Annotated in this window: 10 protein-coding genes; 2 read left to right on the forward strand and 8 right to left on the reverse strand. The window is 62.7% G+C overall.

Annotation, left to right across the window (positions count from 1 at the left end; genetic code table 11):
* The 8 genes from ABH939_RS32160 to ABH939_RS32195 form a co-directional block, all read right to left on the reverse strand.
* Nucleotides 1-11,058: amino acid adenylation domain-containing protein (locus tag ABH939_RS32160; RefSeq protein ID WP_404650692.1), on the reverse strand; the 11,058-nt coding region annotated here is incomplete at its 3' end.
* 457 nt (nt 11,059-11,515) lie between these two features.
* Nucleotides 11,516-12,121, reverse strand: coding sequence for a 3-oxoacid CoA-transferase subunit B (locus tag ABH939_RS32165; protein WP_039973146.1), 606 nt, complete (start codon nt 12,119-12,121; stop codon nt 11,516-11,518).
* A gap of 41 nt (nt 12,122-12,162) precedes the next feature.
* On the reverse strand, nt 12,163-12,918 hold the full coding sequence (locus ABH939_RS32170; protein ID WP_042453312.1) for a CoA transferase subunit A: 756 nt from the start codon (nt 12,916-12,918) through the stop codon (nt 12,163-12,165).
* 3 nt (nt 12,919-12,921) lie between these two features.
* A complete protein-coding gene (locus tag ABH939_RS32175) occupies nt 12,922-13,749 on the reverse strand; it encodes a CoA ester lyase (RefSeq protein WP_003942031.1) in 828 nt (275 codons plus the stop codon).
* Entirely contained in the window at nt 13,746-14,234 is a 489-nt protein-coding gene (locus ABH939_RS32180; RefSeq protein WP_003942078.1) for a MaoC family dehydratase, read from the reverse strand. Before ABH939_RS32180 ends, ABH939_RS32175 begins: the two co-directional genes overlap by 4 nt.
* The gene (locus ABH939_RS32185) at nt 14,231-15,394 is read right to left on the reverse strand and encodes an acyl-CoA dehydrogenase family protein (protein WP_007730190.1); all 1,164 of its coding nucleotides are present in this window, start codon (nt 15,392-15,394) and stop codon (nt 14,231-14,233) included. Before ABH939_RS32185 ends, ABH939_RS32180 begins: the two co-directional genes overlap by 4 nt.
* A complete protein-coding gene (locus ABH939_RS32190) occupies nt 15,394-17,433 on the reverse strand; it encodes a biotin carboxylase N-terminal domain-containing protein (RefSeq protein ID WP_404650693.1) in 2,040 nt (679 codons plus the stop codon). Before ABH939_RS32190 ends, ABH939_RS32185 begins: the two co-directional genes overlap by 1 nt.
* Before the next feature lie 5 nt (nt 17,434-17,438).
* Complete coding sequence (locus tag ABH939_RS32195; protein ID WP_042453308.1) at nt 17,439-19,028, reverse strand: carboxyl transferase domain-containing protein; 1,590 nt, start codon at nt 19,026-19,028, stop codon at nt 17,439-17,441.
* 98 nt (nt 19,029-19,126) lie between these two features.
* On the opposite strand from ABH939_RS32195, the gene ABH939_RS32200 reads away from it, so the two are divergent.
* Together ABH939_RS32200 and ABH939_RS32205 are read left to right on the forward strand one after the other, a co-directional pair.
* Nucleotides 19,127-19,726: a TetR/AcrR family transcriptional regulator gene (locus ABH939_RS32200; protein WP_003941968.1), complete on the forward strand. Its 600-nt coding sequence runs from the start codon at nt 19,127-19,129 to the stop codon at nt 19,724-19,726.
* A gap of 48 nt (nt 19,727-19,774) precedes the next feature.
* The gene (locus ABH939_RS32205) at nt 19,775-20,521 is read left to right on the forward strand and encodes a GTP pyrophosphokinase family protein (RefSeq protein ID WP_024487832.1); all 747 of its coding nucleotides are present in this window, start codon (nt 19,775-19,777) and stop codon (nt 20,519-20,521) included.
* Nucleotides 20,522-20,757: the final 236 nt, after the last annotated feature.

The following is a 20,757-nucleotide window of genomic DNA, read 5'->3' on the forward strand; positions in this document are numbered from 1 at the left end:
CGACAACGACTCGCCACCGAACCGCACCGCAACCCGATCACCAAACCGCGCAGCAGCATCATCGAACCACGCCGACAACGTCGAATCCACACCACGATCGATCTGGCCGGCACTGAAGCGGGACAGCAGGTTTCGTTCTCCATCGACCAAGATGTCAACGTCACCCACCGCTACGGTGGGATCAGCAGTCACCGCACGGAAGGTCCTTACCAGCCGATCACCAAATTCCACAACGGTCGACTCGTCGAACAGATCCGTCGCATACGTCAAAGAGGCGGACATTCCGGCGGGTGCGCCGGCCTCGTCGGTTCGTTCGGTCAGGGTCAACTGGAGGTCGAATTTCGCCAGCGCAAGATCGGCACTTTCGATCGACACTTCGAGGTCGCCCAGTTCGAGCGTTGTCTGTTCGTGGTTCTGGAACGTCAATGCCACCTGGAACAGCGGATGACGAGCCTGCGAACGAACCGGATCGAGAACCTCCACCACACGCTCGAACGGAACATCCGCATGCGCGAACGCCTGTAGATCCACTTCACGCGCCGACGCCAACAGATCCGTGAACGACATCGACGGATCAACCTCGGTACGCAACACCAAAGTGTTGACGAACATACCGATCAGATCGTCGAGCTGCGCCTCACCGCGACCCGCGATCGGTGTACCGATCGCGATGTCAGTCGTTGCGGACAAACGAGAAAGTACGACGGCGAGCGCTGCGTGAACAACCATGAACGGTGTCGAGTTACTGCTGTGCGCAATCGAATTGACAGCTTCGTGCAGGGTGGCGTCGATATCGAACTCGACCTCGGCTCCGCGCCCTGAAGCGACCTCGGGACGCGGACGATCGGCAGGCAGGTCCAACTGCTCCGGAAGATCAGCCAACGCATCCGACCAGAACGCAATCTGCTTCGCGATCACGGACCGCGGATCGTTCTCGGACCCGAGAACCTCACGCTGCCACAACGAGTAATCGGCGTACTGCACCGGCAACGGCGTCCAAGCCGGCACCGACGCTCGTGTACGTGCTTCGTAGGCAACCATCACGTCACGGGTCAACGGACCCATCGAGAAACCGTCGGTCGAGATGTGATGCACGACGAACACCAGGACGTATTCGCTGTCGCCGACTTTGAAGAGCTTGGCGCGCAACGGGACTTCGGACGTCACGTCGAAGCCGACTGTCGCCAGCTCGGCGACGCCCGCAGCCAGGCGATCTTCCGTGATCGACACGGGGCTGAGGTCGACGACAACGTCTTGGACGTCGAGGACGTCCTGATAGCCGACGCCGTCGACGTCTGGATACACAGTTCGCAGTGATTCGTGTCGGCCCACGACATCGATCACGGCGGCGTCAAGAGCTGCCACATCGAGGGCGCCCGAAATCCTGATCGCCGCCGGGACGTTGTTCACTGCCGACGCGGGTTCGAACCTGTTCAGGAACCACATGCGCTGCTGCGCCAACGAAAGTGGGATCCGAGCTGGCCGGGGCTGCTGCACCAGTGGGGCGGTGGCGCCCGAACCGGCGTGCAGCTCGAGCCGGACGGCGAGTGACTGCACGGTCGACGCTTCGAAGAGCGCACGAACCGGAACGCTTGTGTCGAGCGCCTCTCCCAGCCGAGCGGCGACACGGGTCGCGATCAACGAGTTGCCGCCGAGTTCGAAGAAATCGTCGTCGCGGCCAACCTGTGCGACCCCGAGTACTTCGGAGAACACCTGCGCGACAGTCTCTTCGACGGTCGTGATCGGCGCCTGGTACACCTTGGACTCGAACACGGGCGAGGGCAGAGCCTTGATGTCCGTCTTGCCCGCGGTGGTCAACGGAATCGAATCGAGTACCAGTACCGAGTCGGGGACCATGTAGCCGGTCAGGAACGTCGACACCGACTCGATGACCTGTGCGGGATCCACCTCGGCGCCGGCCTGCGGCACGACGTATGCAACGAGACGATCTCCGAAGTGATCGTCGGAACGAACGAGAGCAACAGCTTGCGCAACGCCCGCGCAACGGGTCAGCGCGGCCTCGATCTCGCCGAGTTCGATACGGAACCCACGGATCTTGACCTGGAAGTCACTGCGGCCCACGTACTCCACTGCGCCACCGTCGATCCACCGGACCACGTCACCCGTGCGGTACAACCGCTCTCCCGGCGCCCCGAACGGGTCTGCGACAAAACGACCCGCTGTCAATGCCGGCTGTCCCAGGTATCCACGAGCGACCTGAACACCCGACACGTACAACTCACCTGCGACACCAACCGGAACGGGCTGCAAGCGGCCGTCCAAGATCCGCGCGGCCATTCCCCGAATCGGGCCGCCGATGTTCATACGATCAAACGCGGTCAGCGTATCGCTGATGTTCGAGGCGACTGTCGACTCCGTCGGACCGTACGCATTGAAGAATCCACGCACACCGCCATCCGGAAGCGGCACCGCCCACTTGGCAACGAGAGACCGCGAACTGGCTTCGCCACCGACGACAACCACCCGCAACGCGTCGAGCCCGCTCGGATCCACTGATGCCAGCGCAGCGGGCGTCACGAACGCATGCGTCACGCCCTCCGAGCGCAAGATCTCGGCCAATTCCGCGCCGCCGTACACCGTCGTCGGCGCAATCACCATCGTCGATGCTGCTCCGAATGCCATCAGCAACTCGAGAACAGAAGCATCGAAACTCGGCGAGGCGAAATGCAGCGTCCGAGCATCCGCGGTCAGCGCATAGCGCTCGACCTGCTCGGCGCAGAAGTTCGCCACACCCGCATTGGTGACCACAACGCCCTTGGGCAGACCCGTGGTGCCCGAGGTGTAAATGACGTAAGCAGGCTGCCGCTCGTCGATCGCACTGCGTCGATCCGAATCACTTACCGGCGCGCAAGATTCTGCCGCGCACGCCGCCACTGTCCTCTCGTCGTCGAGAACAACCCACGTCAACGCCGACGGCAATCCTGCCTCGACGTCACTGAGCGCAAGACCCAGCACCGCACCGGAATCGGAGATCATGTGGGCGATACGGTCAACCGGATACGTCGGGTCGACGGGCACGAATGCAGCACCCGTTTTCACCACTGCCCACAGAGCGAGAACCGAATCGGCCGAACGCGGAATCGCGATCGCGACCCGATCCTCCGGCCCGACGCCCTTCTCAATCAGAACACGAGCGAGTCGCGACGACCGCTCGTCGAGTTCGCGGTAGCTGATTGACTGACCGTCGAAGCGAATCGCATCCGCCGACGGATCCAAAGCGGCCGCCGCTGTGAGGATCTCGACCAGGGTTCCCGAGACCGACTGACCTCCATGAACATCGGCCAGCACACCCCGCTCGGCCGCAGCGAGAATATCGATGTCACCGACGACAATCGAAGGAACCGACACGACAGTCTCGAGGATACGAACCAGACGCCGAGCAAACCCCTCGACCGTCGAAACGTCGAACAGATCTGCAGCAAACGTGAATTCGGCCGAGAGCCCTTGCTGGATCCCGTCTTCGCCGATCGACTCTGTTACTGCGAGTTCGAGGTCGAACTTGGCAGTGGTCGTGTCGATTTCGGCGGCCTTGATCGCCAGTCCCGGCAGTTCCAATGCCGTTTGCGCGAGATTCTGCAAGGACAGCACAACCTGGAAGAGCGGATGTCTGGCCTGCGACCGGGCGGGAGCCAAGACGTCCACCAACCGCTCGAAGGGCACGTCCGAATGAGCGAACGCTCCGAGCGCGGAATCACTCGCCGCAGCCAGCAGATCCGTGAATGCCTGGGCCTGGTCGACCTCGGTGCGCAGAACAAGCGTGTTGACGAACATACCGACGAGATCGTCGAGCGCCTCGTCCCCGCGACCGGCAACGGGAGTGCCCACGGCGATGTCCGAGGTCCCGCTCAGTCGGGCCATCAGAACGGCAAGCGCCGAGTGCAACGCCATGAAGAGCGTCGCGTTGTTCTCCCGTGCCAGCGCGTCCAATCGACGGTGCACATCCCCGGAGATCTCGAACGCAAATCGCTCGCCGCGCATCGACGCCACATCAGGCCGAGACCGGTCCGACGGAAGCTCGATCACATCCGGTAGGTCTGCCAGAGTCTCGGTCCAGTACGAGATCTGCTGCGAGATCAGTGATTCCGAGTCGTCTTCCGACCCCAGAACCTCACGCTGCCACAACGAATAGTCGGCGTACTGCACAGTCAACGGCTGCCACGCCGGCGCGGTCCCATCCTTGCGTGCCGAGTAGGCAATCATGACATCGCGAGCCAGGGGCGCCATCGACCAACCGTCAGCGGCGATGTGATGAACCACGATCGCGAGGGTGTGCTCGGTGTCGCTGACCGTCAACAGGCGGACACGGATCGGCACATCGACAGTGACGTCGATCGCTGAGGATCCGATTGCAGCGACTCGACTTTCGAGCTCGTCCTGATCCGAAACCGACTCCACGGTCAGCCCGCCGAACGCCTCCGAGAGCGACAGAATCGACTGCTTCGGTCCGGAAGCCCCGTCCGGATATACCGTTCGGAGCACCTCATGCCGGGCCAGTACGTCCTCCAGCGCCATTTCCATCGCGGCAGTATCGAGATGACCAGTCAGGTGCAGAGCAAAAGTGATGTTGTAAGCAGCTGAGTCGGTGTCGAAGCGGTTCAGGAACCACATGCGCTGCTGCGCCAGCGACAACGGAATTTCCGCGGGACGCACCTGTGCGACGAGCGCCTTCTGCCCGCCGCTACCTACGTGCGACTCGATGTGTGCGGCGAGCGCCTCGACGGTGGAAACGTCGAATAGCGTTCGCACCGGCACCGTAGTGTCGAGCGCCCGCCCCAATCGGGAGGTGACCTGAGTGGCCACCAGGGAGTTGCCACCGAGTTCAAAGAAGTCGTCGTCGAGGCCGACTCGTTCCACTCCGAGAACATCCGCAATCACCTGCGCGACAATCTCTTCCACCGGCGTGGTGGGTGCACGAAACTCGCGGACCTCGAAAACAGGCTCCGGCAAAGCCCGGCGATCCAATTTGCCCACCGGGGTCAACGGAACCTCAGCGAGTTCCATGATGACGGACGGAACCATGTAGCTCGGCAGAGCCTCCGCCACGAACGAGGCGAGCACGTCCCGATCGAAACTCGACCCGTCAGCCAGTTCGACGTAGGAAACGAGGGTTGTGACACCCGCCGCGCCTTCGCTTCCGACCGTCACCGCGAAGCGCACAGACTCGTGCGAGGACAGAACTGCGTCGATCTCACCGAGTTCGATACGGAATCCGCGAACCTTGACCTGGAAGTCACTGCGGCCGACGTATTCGAGAACCCCCGCGTCACCGCGCGCGTCTCCGCCGGTCCAGCGCACGACATCGCCGGTCCGGTACATTCGCTCGCCATCCGGCGAATACGGGTTGGCGACAAACCGTTCCGCAGAAAGGCCTCGCCGCTCATGGTAGCCGCGAGCCAATGCAGCGCCCGCAAAGTAGAGCTCTCCCCTGGTACCGACTGGAACAGGATGCAGACGCTCGTCGAGTACCAGTGCCGACATGCCCTCGACGGGACGCCCGATGTCGATCGATCGGCCGATCGCGAGATCGCCGAACGACGAGATGATAGTGGTCTCGGTCGGACCATACCCATTGAAGTAGGCGCGCCCTGGGGCCCATTTCGCCAGCAACTCGGGAGTGGTCACGTCACCGCCGACGGAGACGACTCGCAATTCAGGCAGCTCTGCCGGCTCCATGGTCCCGAGTACTGCGGGAGTGATGATCGCGTGTGTGACCTTCTCGGAATGAAGAAGATCCGACAACTCGTGTCCACCGATAATTGTCGACGGAACGATCACCAAAGTTGCACCCGCGGAGAAGGCGACCATCCATTCGAGTACCGACGGGTCGAAGCTCGGTGAACAGATATGGAGGAAGCGCGAGGACTGTTCTACCCCGTAGCGACGCTGTGCTGCGTCTCTGACGCCACGGAGTCCACCGTGAGTGACGCTGACACCCTTCGGTTTTCCCGTGGAACCGGATGTGTAAATGACATATGCAACGTGAGAACTGTAAATCGGAGCGATTCGGTCCTCGTCCGTGACCGGCGCTGAAGATTGCGCCGACAGTTCTCCGTTCAGCGCCTGGCCGTCAAGGACCAACCATTCTGTGACCGCAGGAAGCTGATCTACGAACTGTCCCGACGTGAGTCCGATCGCGGCCGAAGAATCGGCCAGCATGTGCCGGACACGATCTTCCGGATAACTCGGGTCGACTGGGACGTATGCCGCCCCTGACTTCGCCACCGCCCATACTGCACAGACCATCTCGTACGAGCGAGGAAAGGCGAGAGCAACAATGGTCTCGGGGCCGGCGCCACGTCCGATCAGAACCCGAGCGAGCTTCGACGACTGCTCATCGAGCTCTCGATAGGTGATCGATCGACCCTCGAAGCGCACAGCAACCGAATCCGCCTCAGCCGTGCCGGACAGGAAGATGTCGACGAGACTCTGCCGGGGCATCGTGTCATCCGCGGCTACGACCGTCAGATCGGTGCGCTCGGAGCGTGAGAGCAGTTCGATATCGCCGACGATCGTTTCAGGTCGGGTAGCCACGGCATCGAGGATGCGCACGAACCGAGTAGCGAAAGTGTTCACCGTGGCCGGATCGAACAGGTCCGTGGCATAGGTGAAGGTGGCGCTCAAGACGTCCGAGTCTTCGCTGCCTTCAGGATTCTCGGACACCATGAGCTCGAGATCGAATTTGGCGACCGGGACTTCCAATTCAGCTGCAACTGCTTTGACACCTGAGAATTCCAGTTCGCGTCGTCCACTGATCTCCGCAGTGAGCGCAACCTGGAACAGCGGGTGACGAGCCTGCGAACGCGCCGGACTCAGGACTTCGACCAACCGCTCGAACGGCACATCGGCATGCCCGTAGGCAGACAAGCCCGATTCCCTTACCCGAGCGAGCAACTCTTCGAATCGTTCGTTCGGATCGACCTCGGTGCGAAGCACCAGGGTGTTCACGAACATGCCGATCACGTCGTTGAGCGCTTGATCGCCTCGCCCGCCGATCGGGGCACCGATCGCGATGTCGGAGGTACCACTGAGCCGGCTCAACAGCGTTGCATATGCCGCCTGCAACACCATGAACAGCGAGACGCTCCTCGAGCGCGCCAACTCGTTCAACTTGCGCGTCGTGCGTTCGCTGATCTGAAAATGGTGCTTGGCACCGTGATTGGACGCGATGGCAGGACGAGGTCGGTCGGTCGGCAGATCCAACTGATCCGGCAGATCGGCAAGTGCCCGGCGCCAGAAGTTGATCTGGCGAGACGACTCCGAGCGCGGGTCTTCGTCGGATCCCAGTGCTTCGCGCTGCCACAGGGCGTAGTCGGCGTACTGAATCGGCAGCGGCGTCCACGCCGGCGCAGACTTCTCACTTCGCGCCGAGTAGGCGACGAGAAGGTCACGTGCGAGCGGACGGAACGACAGTCCGTCTGCAGCGATGTGATGGAGAACCATCACCAGGACGTAGTCCGTCGGAGACACCTCGAAGAGGGCAACCCGTACCGGGATTTCGAGCGTCACGTCGAAGCCGCGAGACGCCACGTCGAACAGCGCCGCGTCGAGATGCGAATTCCGAATCTTGACCGGATTCAACTCCACCGCGGCCCGGTCGACCGGCAGAACCAGCTGTTGCGCGGTTCCGTCGACATCAGGGTAGATCGTCCGCAAGGACTCGTGTCGCTCGAGAAGATCCATCACCGCGGCATGCAGGGCGGACGGGTCCACCGAACCGGTGAGCCGGACCGTGAACGGAAGATTGTAGGCGGGCGTCGACGGATCGAGACGGTTGATGAACCACATGCGCTGCTGCGCAAGCGAGAGCGGGACGACCTCGGGACGAGGCTTGGCGATCAGCGGGGTGAGCTGCCTGGCGTTGCCCGCCACCGACTCGGCGCGGGCCGCCAGGGTGGCGACCGTGGTGGATTCGAAGAGCTCTCGAACGCCGAGTTGCACTCCCAATGCCGAACCCACTCGCGTCACCAATTGTGTTGCAACCAGAGAGTTTCCACCGAGCTCGAAGAAGTCGTCATCGATACCGACGAGCTCGACACCGAGAACGTCGGCAAACACGTCCGCCACGATGCGTTCGATTTCGGTGCGGGGCTCGCGGTACTGCTTCGCACTCGCGAACACCGGCTCGGGCAACCCGGCACGATCCAATTTGCCACTCGTGTTGAGCGGCAACGCATCGAGCACCATCAACGCGGCCGGAACCATGTACGACGGGAGGCTTCGGCCGGCGAACTCACTGAGCACCGCAGCATCGATGTTTCGGCCTGGACCCGGCACGACGTAGCCGACCAATTGATCACCGGTCGGGGTGACGGTCACCAAAACGACAGCCTGCGAAACGTCGGGGTGTGCCAGAAGGACGGTCTCGATTTCGCCGAGCTCGATGCGCTGTCCACGGAACTTCACCTGGAAGTCGGTACGCCCGATGTAGTCGAGGTTTCCGTCCTCACGGCGGCGGACGAGGTCGCCGGTCCGGTACATACGCTCACCGGCCGTGCCGTACGGATTGGCTACGAACCGATCCGAGCTCAGGTCCGGTCGACCAACGTATCCGCGCGCGAGTTGAACGCCGGCGAGATAGAGCTCACCCGGCTGCCCGATGGGGGTCGGGCGAAGTTGTCCGTCCAGTACGTGCGCCTGAGTGTTCCACTGTGGCATACCGATCGGCACGGAAGTAGTGTCCGTGGCCACGGCCTCGTAGTACGTGACCGACACCGCGGCTTCGGTCGGACCATACAGGTTGTGCAGTCCGGCTCCACAGAGTTCGCGGAAGGCGGAAGACGTCTCGGGCGGGAGCGCCTCGCCGATGACAAACACGTGGCGCAACGAATCACAAGATCCGGCAGGTGCATTCGCAGTGAACAGCGTGAGCATGGATGGCACGAAGTCGGTGATCGTGACGCCGAGCTCCGCGATCTTGTTCGCCACGTAGATCGGGTCTCGATGACCGTCCGGAGTCGCGACGACGAGCGTGGCGCCGACCTGCAACGGCATGAAAAATCCCCACAGCGACACGTCGAATGTCGTAGCGGTCTTCTGCAGGTAAATGTCCGACGCCGAAAGCCCGTACTCGGCGTTCATCCACTGAAGCTGATTGTTGATCGCCGCGTGAGTGACCGCGACACCCTTGGGTCGACCGGTCGAACCCGAGGTGTAGATCACGTACGCAGTGTTCGAGAAATGCAAGGGAGACAGGCGATCCGCGTTGACGATCGGTCTGCTGTCGAGCTGCCCATAGTCCAGTGTGTCGATCTCGATGACCCGTGTGCCCGAGGGCAGATCCACGTCGTCCCGCGCAGTGGTCACAACACACGTGGGCTGCGCCGACTCGAGAATGTAGGCGGTGCGGTCGGCTGGGTGGTCGGGATCCACCGGCACCCAGGCTCCGCCGGCCTTGGCAATCGCGTACAGACCGACCATCAAGTCCAAAGACCTGCGGATCGACAGTCCTACAAGCGATTCGGGCCCAACACCCATGGCGATGAGTTGACGAGCCAAACCATTTGCGCGAGAGTCGAATTCGGCGTACGTGAGGCTGGCGCCTTCGAAAACGACAGCGGTGGCATCGGGAGTTCTCTCGACCTGACGCTCGAATGCTTCGGTGATGGTCTGCGAGGCAACGTGGAAGCCGGTGCGGTTCCACAAGGCAACCTTGTTTCGCTCCTCGTCGGTTGCGACAGGAAGGTCCCAGACCTTGCGGCTCGTTTCGGCCGAGACGAACTTCTCGAGAAACTCCACGAACCGCGAGTGATTTCGCTGGGCGTCCGCGGGCGCATACAGATTGGGATTCGACTCGAAGTCGATGTGTGTGCGGGTATCGCCGACGCTCTGATACAGGTTGACACCGAGGTCTTCGATCAAACCCGTGGACAAGATGTGAAGTTCGCCGACGAGGGGCCCGAACGCCAACTCGGTGGAAAACATCATGATGTTGATCCAGGGGCCGAAGAATCCGCCCCGGCCCGGCCCGTCCCCGCCGCGAACCATGTCCTCGTGTCGGTATCGCTGGTGGCGCAGTGCGCCGGACATTTCGTTCCTGACATCGTCCAGAAGCTCCTGGACGGTGGTGTCCGCGGTGACGGTCAGGCGCAGCGGCACGACGTTGGAGACCATGCCTCCGGATCGACGCAGCACGGCCGTTGTTCGACCGGAAACGGGCAGACTCAGCGACACGTCCTCTCGTCCGGTCATCTGAGCGAGGTACGCCGCAAACGCCGCGACGACAGTGCCGGCAACAGTGGTCTTCTCGATGCGCTCGAGGAACCGCCCGAGCAGAGCCTCGACGTGGTTGGACAGCGCTGCACTGTCGATCCGACTGACTGGAGCCGGCGCGGCACTTCGACCCGCGAGGCTCGAGATCTCGTCGAGATTCTCGATCTTGTCTGCCCAGTACTTGCGATCGGTTTCGAAACGACTCGACTGGCGGTACTTGTTGTCCACCTCGTAGACGTTCCGGAGATCGGAGGCCTCACTCGGCTCCGGATCCCGGCCCTCCACGCGCGCCGAGTACAGCTCCGCCACACGAGTGACGAACGTCGACGCACCGAAACCGTCGAGAATTGTGTGGTGGACCCGTGTGTACCAGTAGTAGCGATTCTCGCCGAGCCGCAGGATCGTGGCAGAGATCAAGCGGTCCGTGAGCATGTCGATCGGCCGGCTGCGATCTGCTCGCATCCACCGCATGGCAGCGTCGTGCGAGTCGTCTTCACTACGAAGGTCGACGTAACCGACCGAATCATCGAGTGTGGGGTCGATGATCTGGTAAGGCTGGGCGTCGATCTCGAAGATCCGGACGAAGGCCGACCCGATTTCGCGACCGGCGTCTGCGCAGGCCTGCCGAAGGGCGTCAAGTTCCAGAGCACCACGGAGTTCGACGTACTGAGCGATGTTGACCGGAACGGCGGGATCGAGGTGTTGCGCGAACCACATACCGAGCTGGGCCGCGGAAAGCGGGAATGCGTCGGATCGCTGAACGTCTTCCGGCGAGCTGCCGACCTCCGGCTTGCCGCTCCCCAGTTCTCCGTTACCCAGCGAATTCACGCCCACAGCCTCTCTTCCACACCATTGCGCACCCGTGCGAGCCGAACGTCCGATTCGCAGCAGCTACCGACCTCATCCAACCTCGACGAGCCAGAACCACCCATTGTCTCCGATACATAGGTGACAAGAGAAATCCATACCCCGGTGTATCGACGGTTTTGTTGCAATTCGTTACAAATCGCCCAGCTCATCTACCCCCCGATCGCATTGCCGAAACGCACCGTTCAGACGCGGCGCGCGACACCTCTCCCCCTGGGACAATCAATTGCAACCGACGATCTACACCCCAATCCACATCAGTCACCTCGGACAATTTACAGGGCCGCCGGGTACTGGGTGTCTGAGCTCGAACAAGATTCGACAGTCGCTGATCGAGACTATCGGTACTCGCCGACAGACCGACGAAAGAACGCGCCGACCAGCGGTCGGCGCGTTCTTCGATTTACGGTACGAAGCTTCAGGAAAAGCCCACACCAGTCACACTCTTCAGGTGCTCGCTGCTGACCCCTGGAGCCAGCTCCACAAGCTGCAGCCCGTCCGCGGTGACGTCCAGCACTGCCAGGTCGGTGATGATCCGGTTGACGACGCTCTGACCGGTAAGCGGCAGCGTGCAGGCCTCGACGATCTTGGGATTGCCGTCGCGGTCGGTGTGCTCCATCACGACGATGACGCGGCGGGCACCGTGGACCAGATCCATCGCCCCGCCCATACCCTTCACCATCTTGCCCGGCACCATCCAGTTGGCAAGGTCACCGGTCTTCGACACCTGCATCCCGCCGAGCACCGCGGTGTCGATGTGACCACCGCGGATCATGCCGAAGGAGAGAGCCGAGTCGAAGAACGCGGCGCCTGAATTGACGGTGACGGTTTCTTTACCGGCATTGATGAGGTCGGCATCGACCTGATCATCGGTCGGATACGGTCCGGTACCGAGGATGCCGTTCTCGCTGTGGAGGACCACCTTGACGCCCTCGGGCAGGTAACTGGGGATCAGCGTCGGCAGGCCAATGCCGAGGTTGACGTACTCCCCCGGCCGCATCTCGGCGGCAGCGCGAGCGGCCATCTCGTGGCGAGTCCAACCGATACGGGTTTCCTCTGCACTGGTCACTTGGTGCCTCCTGAGACGGTCCGCTTCTCGATCCGCTTCTCCTGTGGGCCTGTGTGCACGACCCGCGCGACGAACACACCAGGTAGGTGCACGTGTGCGGGGTCGATGTCGCCCGGCTCGACGAGGTTCTCCACCTGCGCGATGGTGATCCGGCCGGCCATGGCAGCAAGCGGGTTGAAGTTCATCGCCGTCTTGTTGAAGACGAGATTTCCTTCGGTGTCACCGTAGTCCGCATGCACGAGCGCGAAGTCAGCCGTGATCGCCTCTTCCAATACATACGTGCGGCCACCGAACACTGCCGTCGCCTTCGGTGGCGACGCCACGGCGATCGAACCGTCCGCGTTGTATCGCCACGGCAAGCCGCCCTCGGCGATCGGGGTGCCGACGCCCGCCGGAGTGTAGAACGCCGGAATGCCGGTACCGCCTGCTCGCAGCCGCTCGGCCAGCGTCCCCTGCGGCGTCAACTCCACTTCGAGCTCACCGGCGAGATACTGACGGGCGAACTCCTTGTTCTCCCCCACATACGACGCCGTCACCCTGGCGATCCGGTGCGCGCCGAGCAGAATGCCGAGACCGTAGTCGTCGACACCGCAGTTGTTGGAGAACACCTCGAGATCGGTGGCGTCGCCGTCGGCGATCGCCGCGATCAGTGCGTCGGGAATACCGCACAGCCCGAAGCCGCCCACTGCGAGCCTGGATCCGCTCGCGATGTCGGCAACTGCCTCAGCTGCCGTATTCACGACTTTGCTCATCCGTTAGTTCTCCTTCTGCTGAAAGATTCCGGCTCGGTGAAGAAGCTTCTCGGCGTGACGGAGAACGGGAGCGTCGACCATCTTGCCCTCGAACGCGAACACACCACGTTCAGTAGACACCGCGGCAAGCACTCGTGTGGCCCAGTCGATCTCTTTTTCCGAAGGTGCGAAGGCCCCGCGGATGACCTCGACCTGACTCGGGTGGATCGCAACCTTCACGTCGAAGCCGACTGCGACGGCATCAGCGGACTCGACGCCCAGGCCGACGAGGTCCTTGATGTCGAGGTACACGGAATCGACAGCCAACCGGCCGTAGCTCTTCGCGGCCAGGAGAGACGTCGATCGGACATGCTTGGCAACGTCGCGGTACGAACCGTTCGGGTGCCTGCTCGAATTACCGCCGAGACCGGCCACAAGATCCTCGGCTCCCCACATGACACCGATGGCGTTCGCAGCAAGCGCGATGTCGGCCACGGCGAGGGCTCCTCGCGGGGACTCGACGAGCGCAACCACGTCCGCCGGTGCGAGCGAGAGGACGTCCTCGGCCGATTCGCACTTGGACAGCATGAGACGCGAATAGTGTGTGCCGTCCAGCGCGATCAGATCGAGTTCGTGATCAGGTGTACCGACCGGATTGACGCGCACGACCGTCCGCTCCGGATCGAGAGGCGTGTCGATCAGGGCTGCACGTGCGGCTTCCTTGTCGGCCGGAGCCACACCGTCTTCGAGATCGAGGATCACGACGTCGGCAACAGCCGCGGCCTTCGCATAGCGCTCGGGACGATCCGCCGGGCAGAACAACCACGCCGGCCCCGGCGGCGTCCACGTCATGAGGACACCTCTGCCGGACGCAGTTGCACCAGTGTCTTGCGCGTGGCCAGTGCGACGACGTCACCGTGCTGGTTACGCCCGGTGTGCACGAGCGTCACGATGCCTTCACCTGGACGGCTCTTCGATTCGCGCTTGTCCGCGATGAGCGTCTCGGCATACAAGGTGTCGCCGTGAAAGAGCGGCTTGGGGAAGCTGATCTCGGAGAAACCGAGGTTCGCCACGATGGTGCCCTGCGTCAACTGCGCGACGGACAGGCCGACGATGGTCGACAGGGTGAACATCGAATTGACCAGCCGCACACCGAATTGAGTGTCCTCGCTGTACGCGGCATCGAGATGCAACGCCTGCGTGTTCATCGTCAAAGTCGTGAACAGGACGTTGTCAGCCTCGGTCACCGTCCGGCCTGGGCGATGCTCGTAGATCGCGCCGACCTCGAACTCCTCGAACCAGAGCCCGCGCTGAGTGATCTTCTTGGGGTTCGTCACAGCCCTGCCTCACGAGCGATGAGCATCAACTGCACCTCGGTCGTTCCCTCACCGATTTCGAGGATCTTGCTGTCACGGTAGTGGCGCGCGACGGCGTACTCGTTCATGAAGCCGTATCCGCCGTGAATCTGCGTGGCGTCACGGGCGTTGTCCATGGCAGCTTCGGAGGAAATCAGCTTGGCGATAGACGCCTGCTTCTTGAACGGCTTGCCCGACAACATGAGTGCGGCCGCGTCGTAGTACGCGGTACGTGCGACGTGGGCACGAGCCTCCATACGCGCGATCTTGAACGCGATGGCCTGGTTGTGTCCGATGGGGCGACCGAACGCCTCGCGCTCCTTGGCGTACTTGATCGACTCGTCGACGCAGCCCTGGGCGGCACCGACGCTCAACGCGGAGATGGCGATGCGGCCTTCGTCGAGGATGCGCAGGAAGTTCGCGTAGCCGCGGCCGCGCTCACCGAGCAGATTCTCTTCGGGGACACGAACATCGGCGAACGTGAGCGGATGGGTGTCGGATGCGTTCCAACCGACTTTGTTGTACGCCGGTTCGGCCGTGAAGCCGGGCGTCGTGGTCGGCACGAGGATCGTCGAGATCTCCTTCTTGCCGCCGTCCTTGACACCCGTGACCGCGGTGACCGTCACGAGCTTGGTGATGTCGGTGCCCGAGTTGGTGATGAACTGCTTGTTGCCGTTGATGATCCACTCACCGCTGTCGAACTTCGCGGTGGTCTTGGTGCCGCCGGCGTCGCTACCCGCACCGGGTTCGGTCAGGCCGAAGGCAGCCAACGACTTGCCGCTGGTGAGCTGCGGAAGCCACTCCTGCTTCTGCGCCTCGTTACCGAAACGGTAGATCGGCATGGCACCAAGGGACACACCAGCTTCGAGAGTGATCGCGACGCTCTGGTCGACCTTGCCCAGCTCTTCGAGCGCCAGGCAGAGTGCGAAGTAGTCGCCGCCCATTCCGCCGTACTCCTCGGGAAACGGCAGGCCGAACAGTCCCATGTCAGCCATCCCGGCCACTACCTCGTACGGGAAGGTGTGGTTGGCGTCGTGCTCGGCAGCAACCGGTGCCACTACGGTCTTCGCGAAGTCCGCAACCGTCTTGGCGAGCTGCTGGTATTCGTCCGGAAGCGCTCCGGTGGCAAGGTAATCGGACATCAGGCGTCTTCCTTCTGCGTCGTGTTCTCGGTCTTTACTTCTGCAGTCTCTTCGTCCGTGACAGGTACCACGCGGGCCAGAACCTGATCCACCATCACCTGATCGCCCTGACGGACAAGCACTTCCACGATCCCGTCGATCGGGGACGTCAAGGAGTGCTCCATCTTCATGGCCTCGACCACGACGAGTGGTTGTCCCGCGCTCACTGCCGCGCCGTTCTCGACGTTGACTGCGATGACGGCACCGGGCATGGGGCTGGCGATTTCGGCGTCACCGGCATGCTTGTCCTCACCGCGAACGCTGACTTCGGCTACCTCGCGCACGTGCCAGGTTCCGCCGCCTGCCAGCCACAGACCGCCATCGGTCTGGGCGACGACAAACGTGCGTCGACGTCCGTCGATCACCACCGCCAGTTCGGATCCCGTCAGGGTCGCGCTGAATGCGCGCGGCTGTGAACCTTCGACCTCGACCTTTGCATCCGCGGGAACGCCGACGATCGCAACGTGCGACGTTCGGGTGCCGGCGGCGAGCCTGATGCTGGTCGGAGCGGGAGTTCCGACGCGCCACCCACTCGGGACGTCCCAGGGATCAACGGATTCCGAAGTTGTCCATCGCGAGAGCCAGCGATACGCCGCGGCAGCAATGAGAACCTCGTCGGAGGCGTCGGCTGCGACAAAGTCTTCGACGCGACGATCGAGCAGACCGGTGTCGAGGTTGCCCGCGATCACATCCGGATCAGCGAGGAGGAACCGTGCGAATTCGATGTTGGTCACGACTCCGAGCACTGCGGTGTCACCGAGTGCGCGATCGAGCTTGCGCAGTGCGCCCGCGCGGTCGGGAGCGTGGGCGATGACCTTGCTGAGCATCGGGTCGTAGTCACTGCCGACGACGGTGCCCGCGAGCAGTCCGGAATCGACGCGCACGCCGGAACCTGACGGCTCGACCAGATCGACGACGCTGCCACCGGTCGGCAGGAATCCACGGCCCGGATCCTCCGCGTACACACGAGCTTCGATGGCGTGCCCGGTCAGCGTGATGTCACTCTGGGAGAAGGCCAACTTCTCCCCTGCTGCCACACGGACCTGCCATTCGACCAGATCCAGTCCGGTCACCATTTCGGTGACGGGATGCTCGACCTGGAGGCGGGTGTTCATCTCCATGAAGAAGAACTCGTCCGGCTTGTCGGCGGAGACGATGAACTCCACGGTGCCAGCGCCGGTGTAATCGACGCTTCGAGCGGTGTTGCACGCTGCCGCGCCGATCCGGTCACGGGTCACCTGATCGAGCAGCGGCGAGGGAGCCTCTTCGATGACCTTCTGATGACGCCGCTGCAGGCTGCATTCGCGCTCACCGAGGTGAACGACGTTGCCGTGCTGGTCGGCGAGAACCTGGACCTCGATGTGCCGGGGCCGCAGGACGAATCGCTCGAGGAACAGGGTGTCGTCGCCGAACGACGACGCGGCCTCACGGCGGGCACTGCGAAGAGCCTCGGCCAGATTGACCGGATCCTCGACCAGACGCATTCCCTTGCCGCCTCCGCCGGCCGAAGGCTTGACCAACACCGGGTAGCCGATGTCCTCGGCCGCTGCGATCAGTTCTTCGTCGGTCAGATTGGGGCGAGCGATACCCGGGACCACCGGTACGTCGAACGCGGCAACGGCGTTCTTCGCGGTGATCTTGTCACCCATCACCTCGATGGCGTGCTCGGAGGGGCCGAGGAAGGCGATTCCGGCAGCCGCACAGCCAGCCGAGAACGCCGAGTTCTCCGACAGGAAGCCGTAACCGGGGTGAATACCCTGAGCACCGGTGGACTTGGCAGCGTCGATGACCTTGTCGATGACGAGGTAGCTTTCACGCGCCGCGGCCGGTCCGATGTTGACGGCAGTGTCGGCCTCGCGGACGTGGCGAGCATTCGCGTCGGCGTCGCTGTAGACGGCGACGCTGCGAATTCCCAACTCACGCAACGTGCGGATCACGCGAACCGCGATCTCACCGCGGTTGGCCACGAGAACAGTATCGATAGTGCGCAACTCAGTCATTTCGCTCACATCCGGAAGACGCCGTAGGAGACCGGCTCGATCGGCGCGTTCGCGCACACCGAAAGGGCCAGGCCGAGAACAGTTCTGGTATCTGCGGGATCGATGACACCGTCATCCCACAGCCGCGCAGTGGAGTAGTACGGATTGCCCTGAGCCTCGTACTGCTCGCGGATCGGCGCCTTGAAGGATTCTTCGTCCTCGGCCGACCACGGATTACCCGCGCTGTCGAGCTGGTCACTACGAACCGTCGAGAGCACCGACGCGGCCTGCTCGCCGCCCATGACCGAGATGCGCGCGTTCGGCCACATCCACAGGAAGCGAGGTGAATACGCGCGTCCACACATGGAGTAGTTGCCGGCGCCGTACGAGCCGCCGATGACGACTGTCAGCTTGGGGACCCGTGCACACGCGACTGCCGTGACCATCTTGGCGCCGTGCTTGGCGATGCCGCCGGCCTCGTAGTCGCGTCCCACCATGAAGCCTGCGATGTTCTGCAGGAACAGCAGCGGCACACTGCGCTTGTCGCACAGTTCGATGAAATGTGCTCCCTTCATGGCGGATTCGCCGAAGAGCACGCCGTTGTTGGCGATGATGCCGACCGGGTGGCCCTCGATGTGGGCGAAACCGGTGACGAGCGTCTTGCCGTATTCAGCCTTGAACTCCTGGAACGCGCCACCGTCGACGAGCTTGGTGATGACCTCGTGCACGTCGTACGGAGTACGGGGATCAGTCGGAACGACGTCGTACAGCTCGCTCTGATCGGCGACGGGCGGAACCGTGGAGATGACGTCCCACGGGCGCTCGGAGCGGGGGCCAAGCGTGGCAATGATGTTGCGCACGATCCGAAGTGCGTCGCGGTCGTCCTCGGCCAGGTGGTCGGTGACGCCGGAAACCTTGGAGTGCAGGTCGCCGCCGCCGAGCTCTTCGGCCGTCACGATCTCACCGGTGGCAGCCTTCACGAGCGGCGGTCCGCCGAGGAAGATGGTGCCCTGGTTGCGGACGATCACTGCTTCGTCGCTCATCGCGGGCACGTAGGCGCCTCCCGCGGTGCATGAACCGAGAACTGCGGCGATCTGGGGAATCCCCTTGGCGCTCATGGTCGCCTGGTTGTAGAAGATCCGGCCGAAGTGCTCACGGTCCGGGAAGACCTCGTCCTGGCGCGGCAGGAAGGCGCCGCCGGAGTCGACGAGGTAGATGCAGGGAAGGTTGTTCTGCAGCGCAACTTCCTGCGCGCGCAGGTGCTTCTTCACCGTCATCGGGTAGTAGGTGCCGCCCTTGACCGTCGCGTCGTTGGCAACGATGACGCACTCGCGACCCGACACACGGCCGATACCGGTGATGACGCCGGCGCCCGGGCACTCGTCGTCGTACAGGCCGTTGGCCGCCAGTGGGGACAGCTCGAGGAACGGGCTGCCCTGGTCGAGCAGCGAGTCGACGCGATCTCGCGGCAGCAACTTCCCTCTGCTCACGTGACGCTCGCGAGAGCGCTCGTTGCCACCCAGCGCTGCTTGCGCCAGTTTCTTCTTCAGTTCGTCCACCAGAACGGTGTGATCGGACCGGTAGCCCGATCCTTGCGTGATTCCACTGGGAGTCATCCCGCCGCCTTCACCATGAGTTAATGCTCGATAACTGAAACTAGATTAACTATGATTAACTGAGTTGTCCAGAACACAAGCGAAGAAAGATCGAGAGAATGACCTCTGAGCAGGTAGCAGCTCCGACGCGACGCGATCAGATGAAGGCCGACCGTCGACGTCAGCTCTTGGACGCCGCCGCACGGTTGATCGCCGAACGCGGATTCGTGAGTGTGCGACTCGAAGACCTCGGCGCGGCCGTCGGCATCAGCGGCCCGGCCGTGTACCGGCACTTTCCGAACAAGGACGCCGTCCTCGTGGAACTTCTCGTCGGCATCAGCACGCGCCTGCACGAAGGCGGCTCTGCGGCAGCGGAGGCAGCGGACTCACCGAGCGCTGCTCTCGACGCACTGGTGGAGTTTCACCTCGACTTCGCGCTCGGCGAGCCGGACCTGATCCGCATCCAGGACCGCGACCTCGAAAGCCTGCCGGCCGACGCGCGTCGACAGGTACGCCAGACGCAGCGCAAGTACGTCGAGGTCTGGGTCGGGGTGCTCGAGCAACTCGATCCCCAACTCGATCAGGCGGACGCACGAATCAAAGCGCATGCCACCTTCGGTCTGATCAACTCGACCCCTCACAGCGCCAACCCCGCTTCGCCGGCACGCGCGCGTCGAGTCCTGCGGGATATGACGCTCGCCGCACTGCGCACCCACTGAAACCGGACACGGCACAATCGGTGGCAGACTGGTTACACCAGCTAACAGATGAGGGTGCCGAACGTGGAAGACAGCAGTGGGGTCAGCAGGGCCGATTTCGCCGAACTGCGGACCGAGTTCTCCCGCTTCATGATGTTGTACCAATTCGGAATCTCCGAACTGATGACCAAGGTGAACATCCTCAAGGACGAGTTCACTCACATCAATCAGTACAGCCCCATCGAACACGTCACGTCACGAGTCAAGTCACCGGACAGCATCCTGCGAAAGGCTCAACGCCTGAACGTCCCGCTCACGATCGACGACATCTCGAAGAACATCTTCGACATCGCTGGAGTACGTATCACCTGCAGCTTCATTTCCGACACGTACCGAATCGCCGAGATGCTCACCAGCCAGACGGACCTTCGGGTGATCGAGCGCGAGGACTACATCGCCGATCCGAAACCCAACGGCTACAAGAGCTTGCACTTGATCGTCGAGGTCCCGGTTTTCATGAGTGACCGCGTCAGGCACGTACCGATCGAACTTCAGATCCGCACGATCGCAATGGATTTCTGGGCGAGCCTCGAGCACAAGATCTACTACAAGTACAACCGCGAGGTTCCCGTCGAACTCCTCGACGAACTCACCGAGGCTGCTGCCGCGGCACACCGTCTCGATGTCAAGATGGAACGACTCAACGACGAGTTCGCCAAAATCAAAGCGCTGCCCCATCCTGATGACGAAATCCTCGAGCAGGATCTGCCGGCGCAGTTCCTCGAGGCGCTGCATCTTCAGCGACGGGCGCTCTGAATTCGGTCCCCCTCCCCTGAGCAAACGCGCCTTTTCGGCGCATCTGAGGCGACGAAAGTGCCGTTCGCTCACAACTGGGGTCGGACAACTAGGGCAAACAAAAAGAAGTGGGCCCCCCCCCACAAACGGCGGGGGGCCAATAGGGAATTTGGGGGCGGGGGTATTATTTGGCGATGAGGGGCGGGGTGCCCGAGCGGGCAACGGCCCCCCCGGGGAGGGGGTTTTAAAACGCCACA

The organism is Rhodococcus sp. 27YEA6 (assembly GCF_044908235.1).
Classification (GTDB): Bacteria; Actinomycetota; Actinomycetes; order Mycobacteriales; family Mycobacteriaceae; genus Rhodococcus_F; species Rhodococcus_F qingshengii.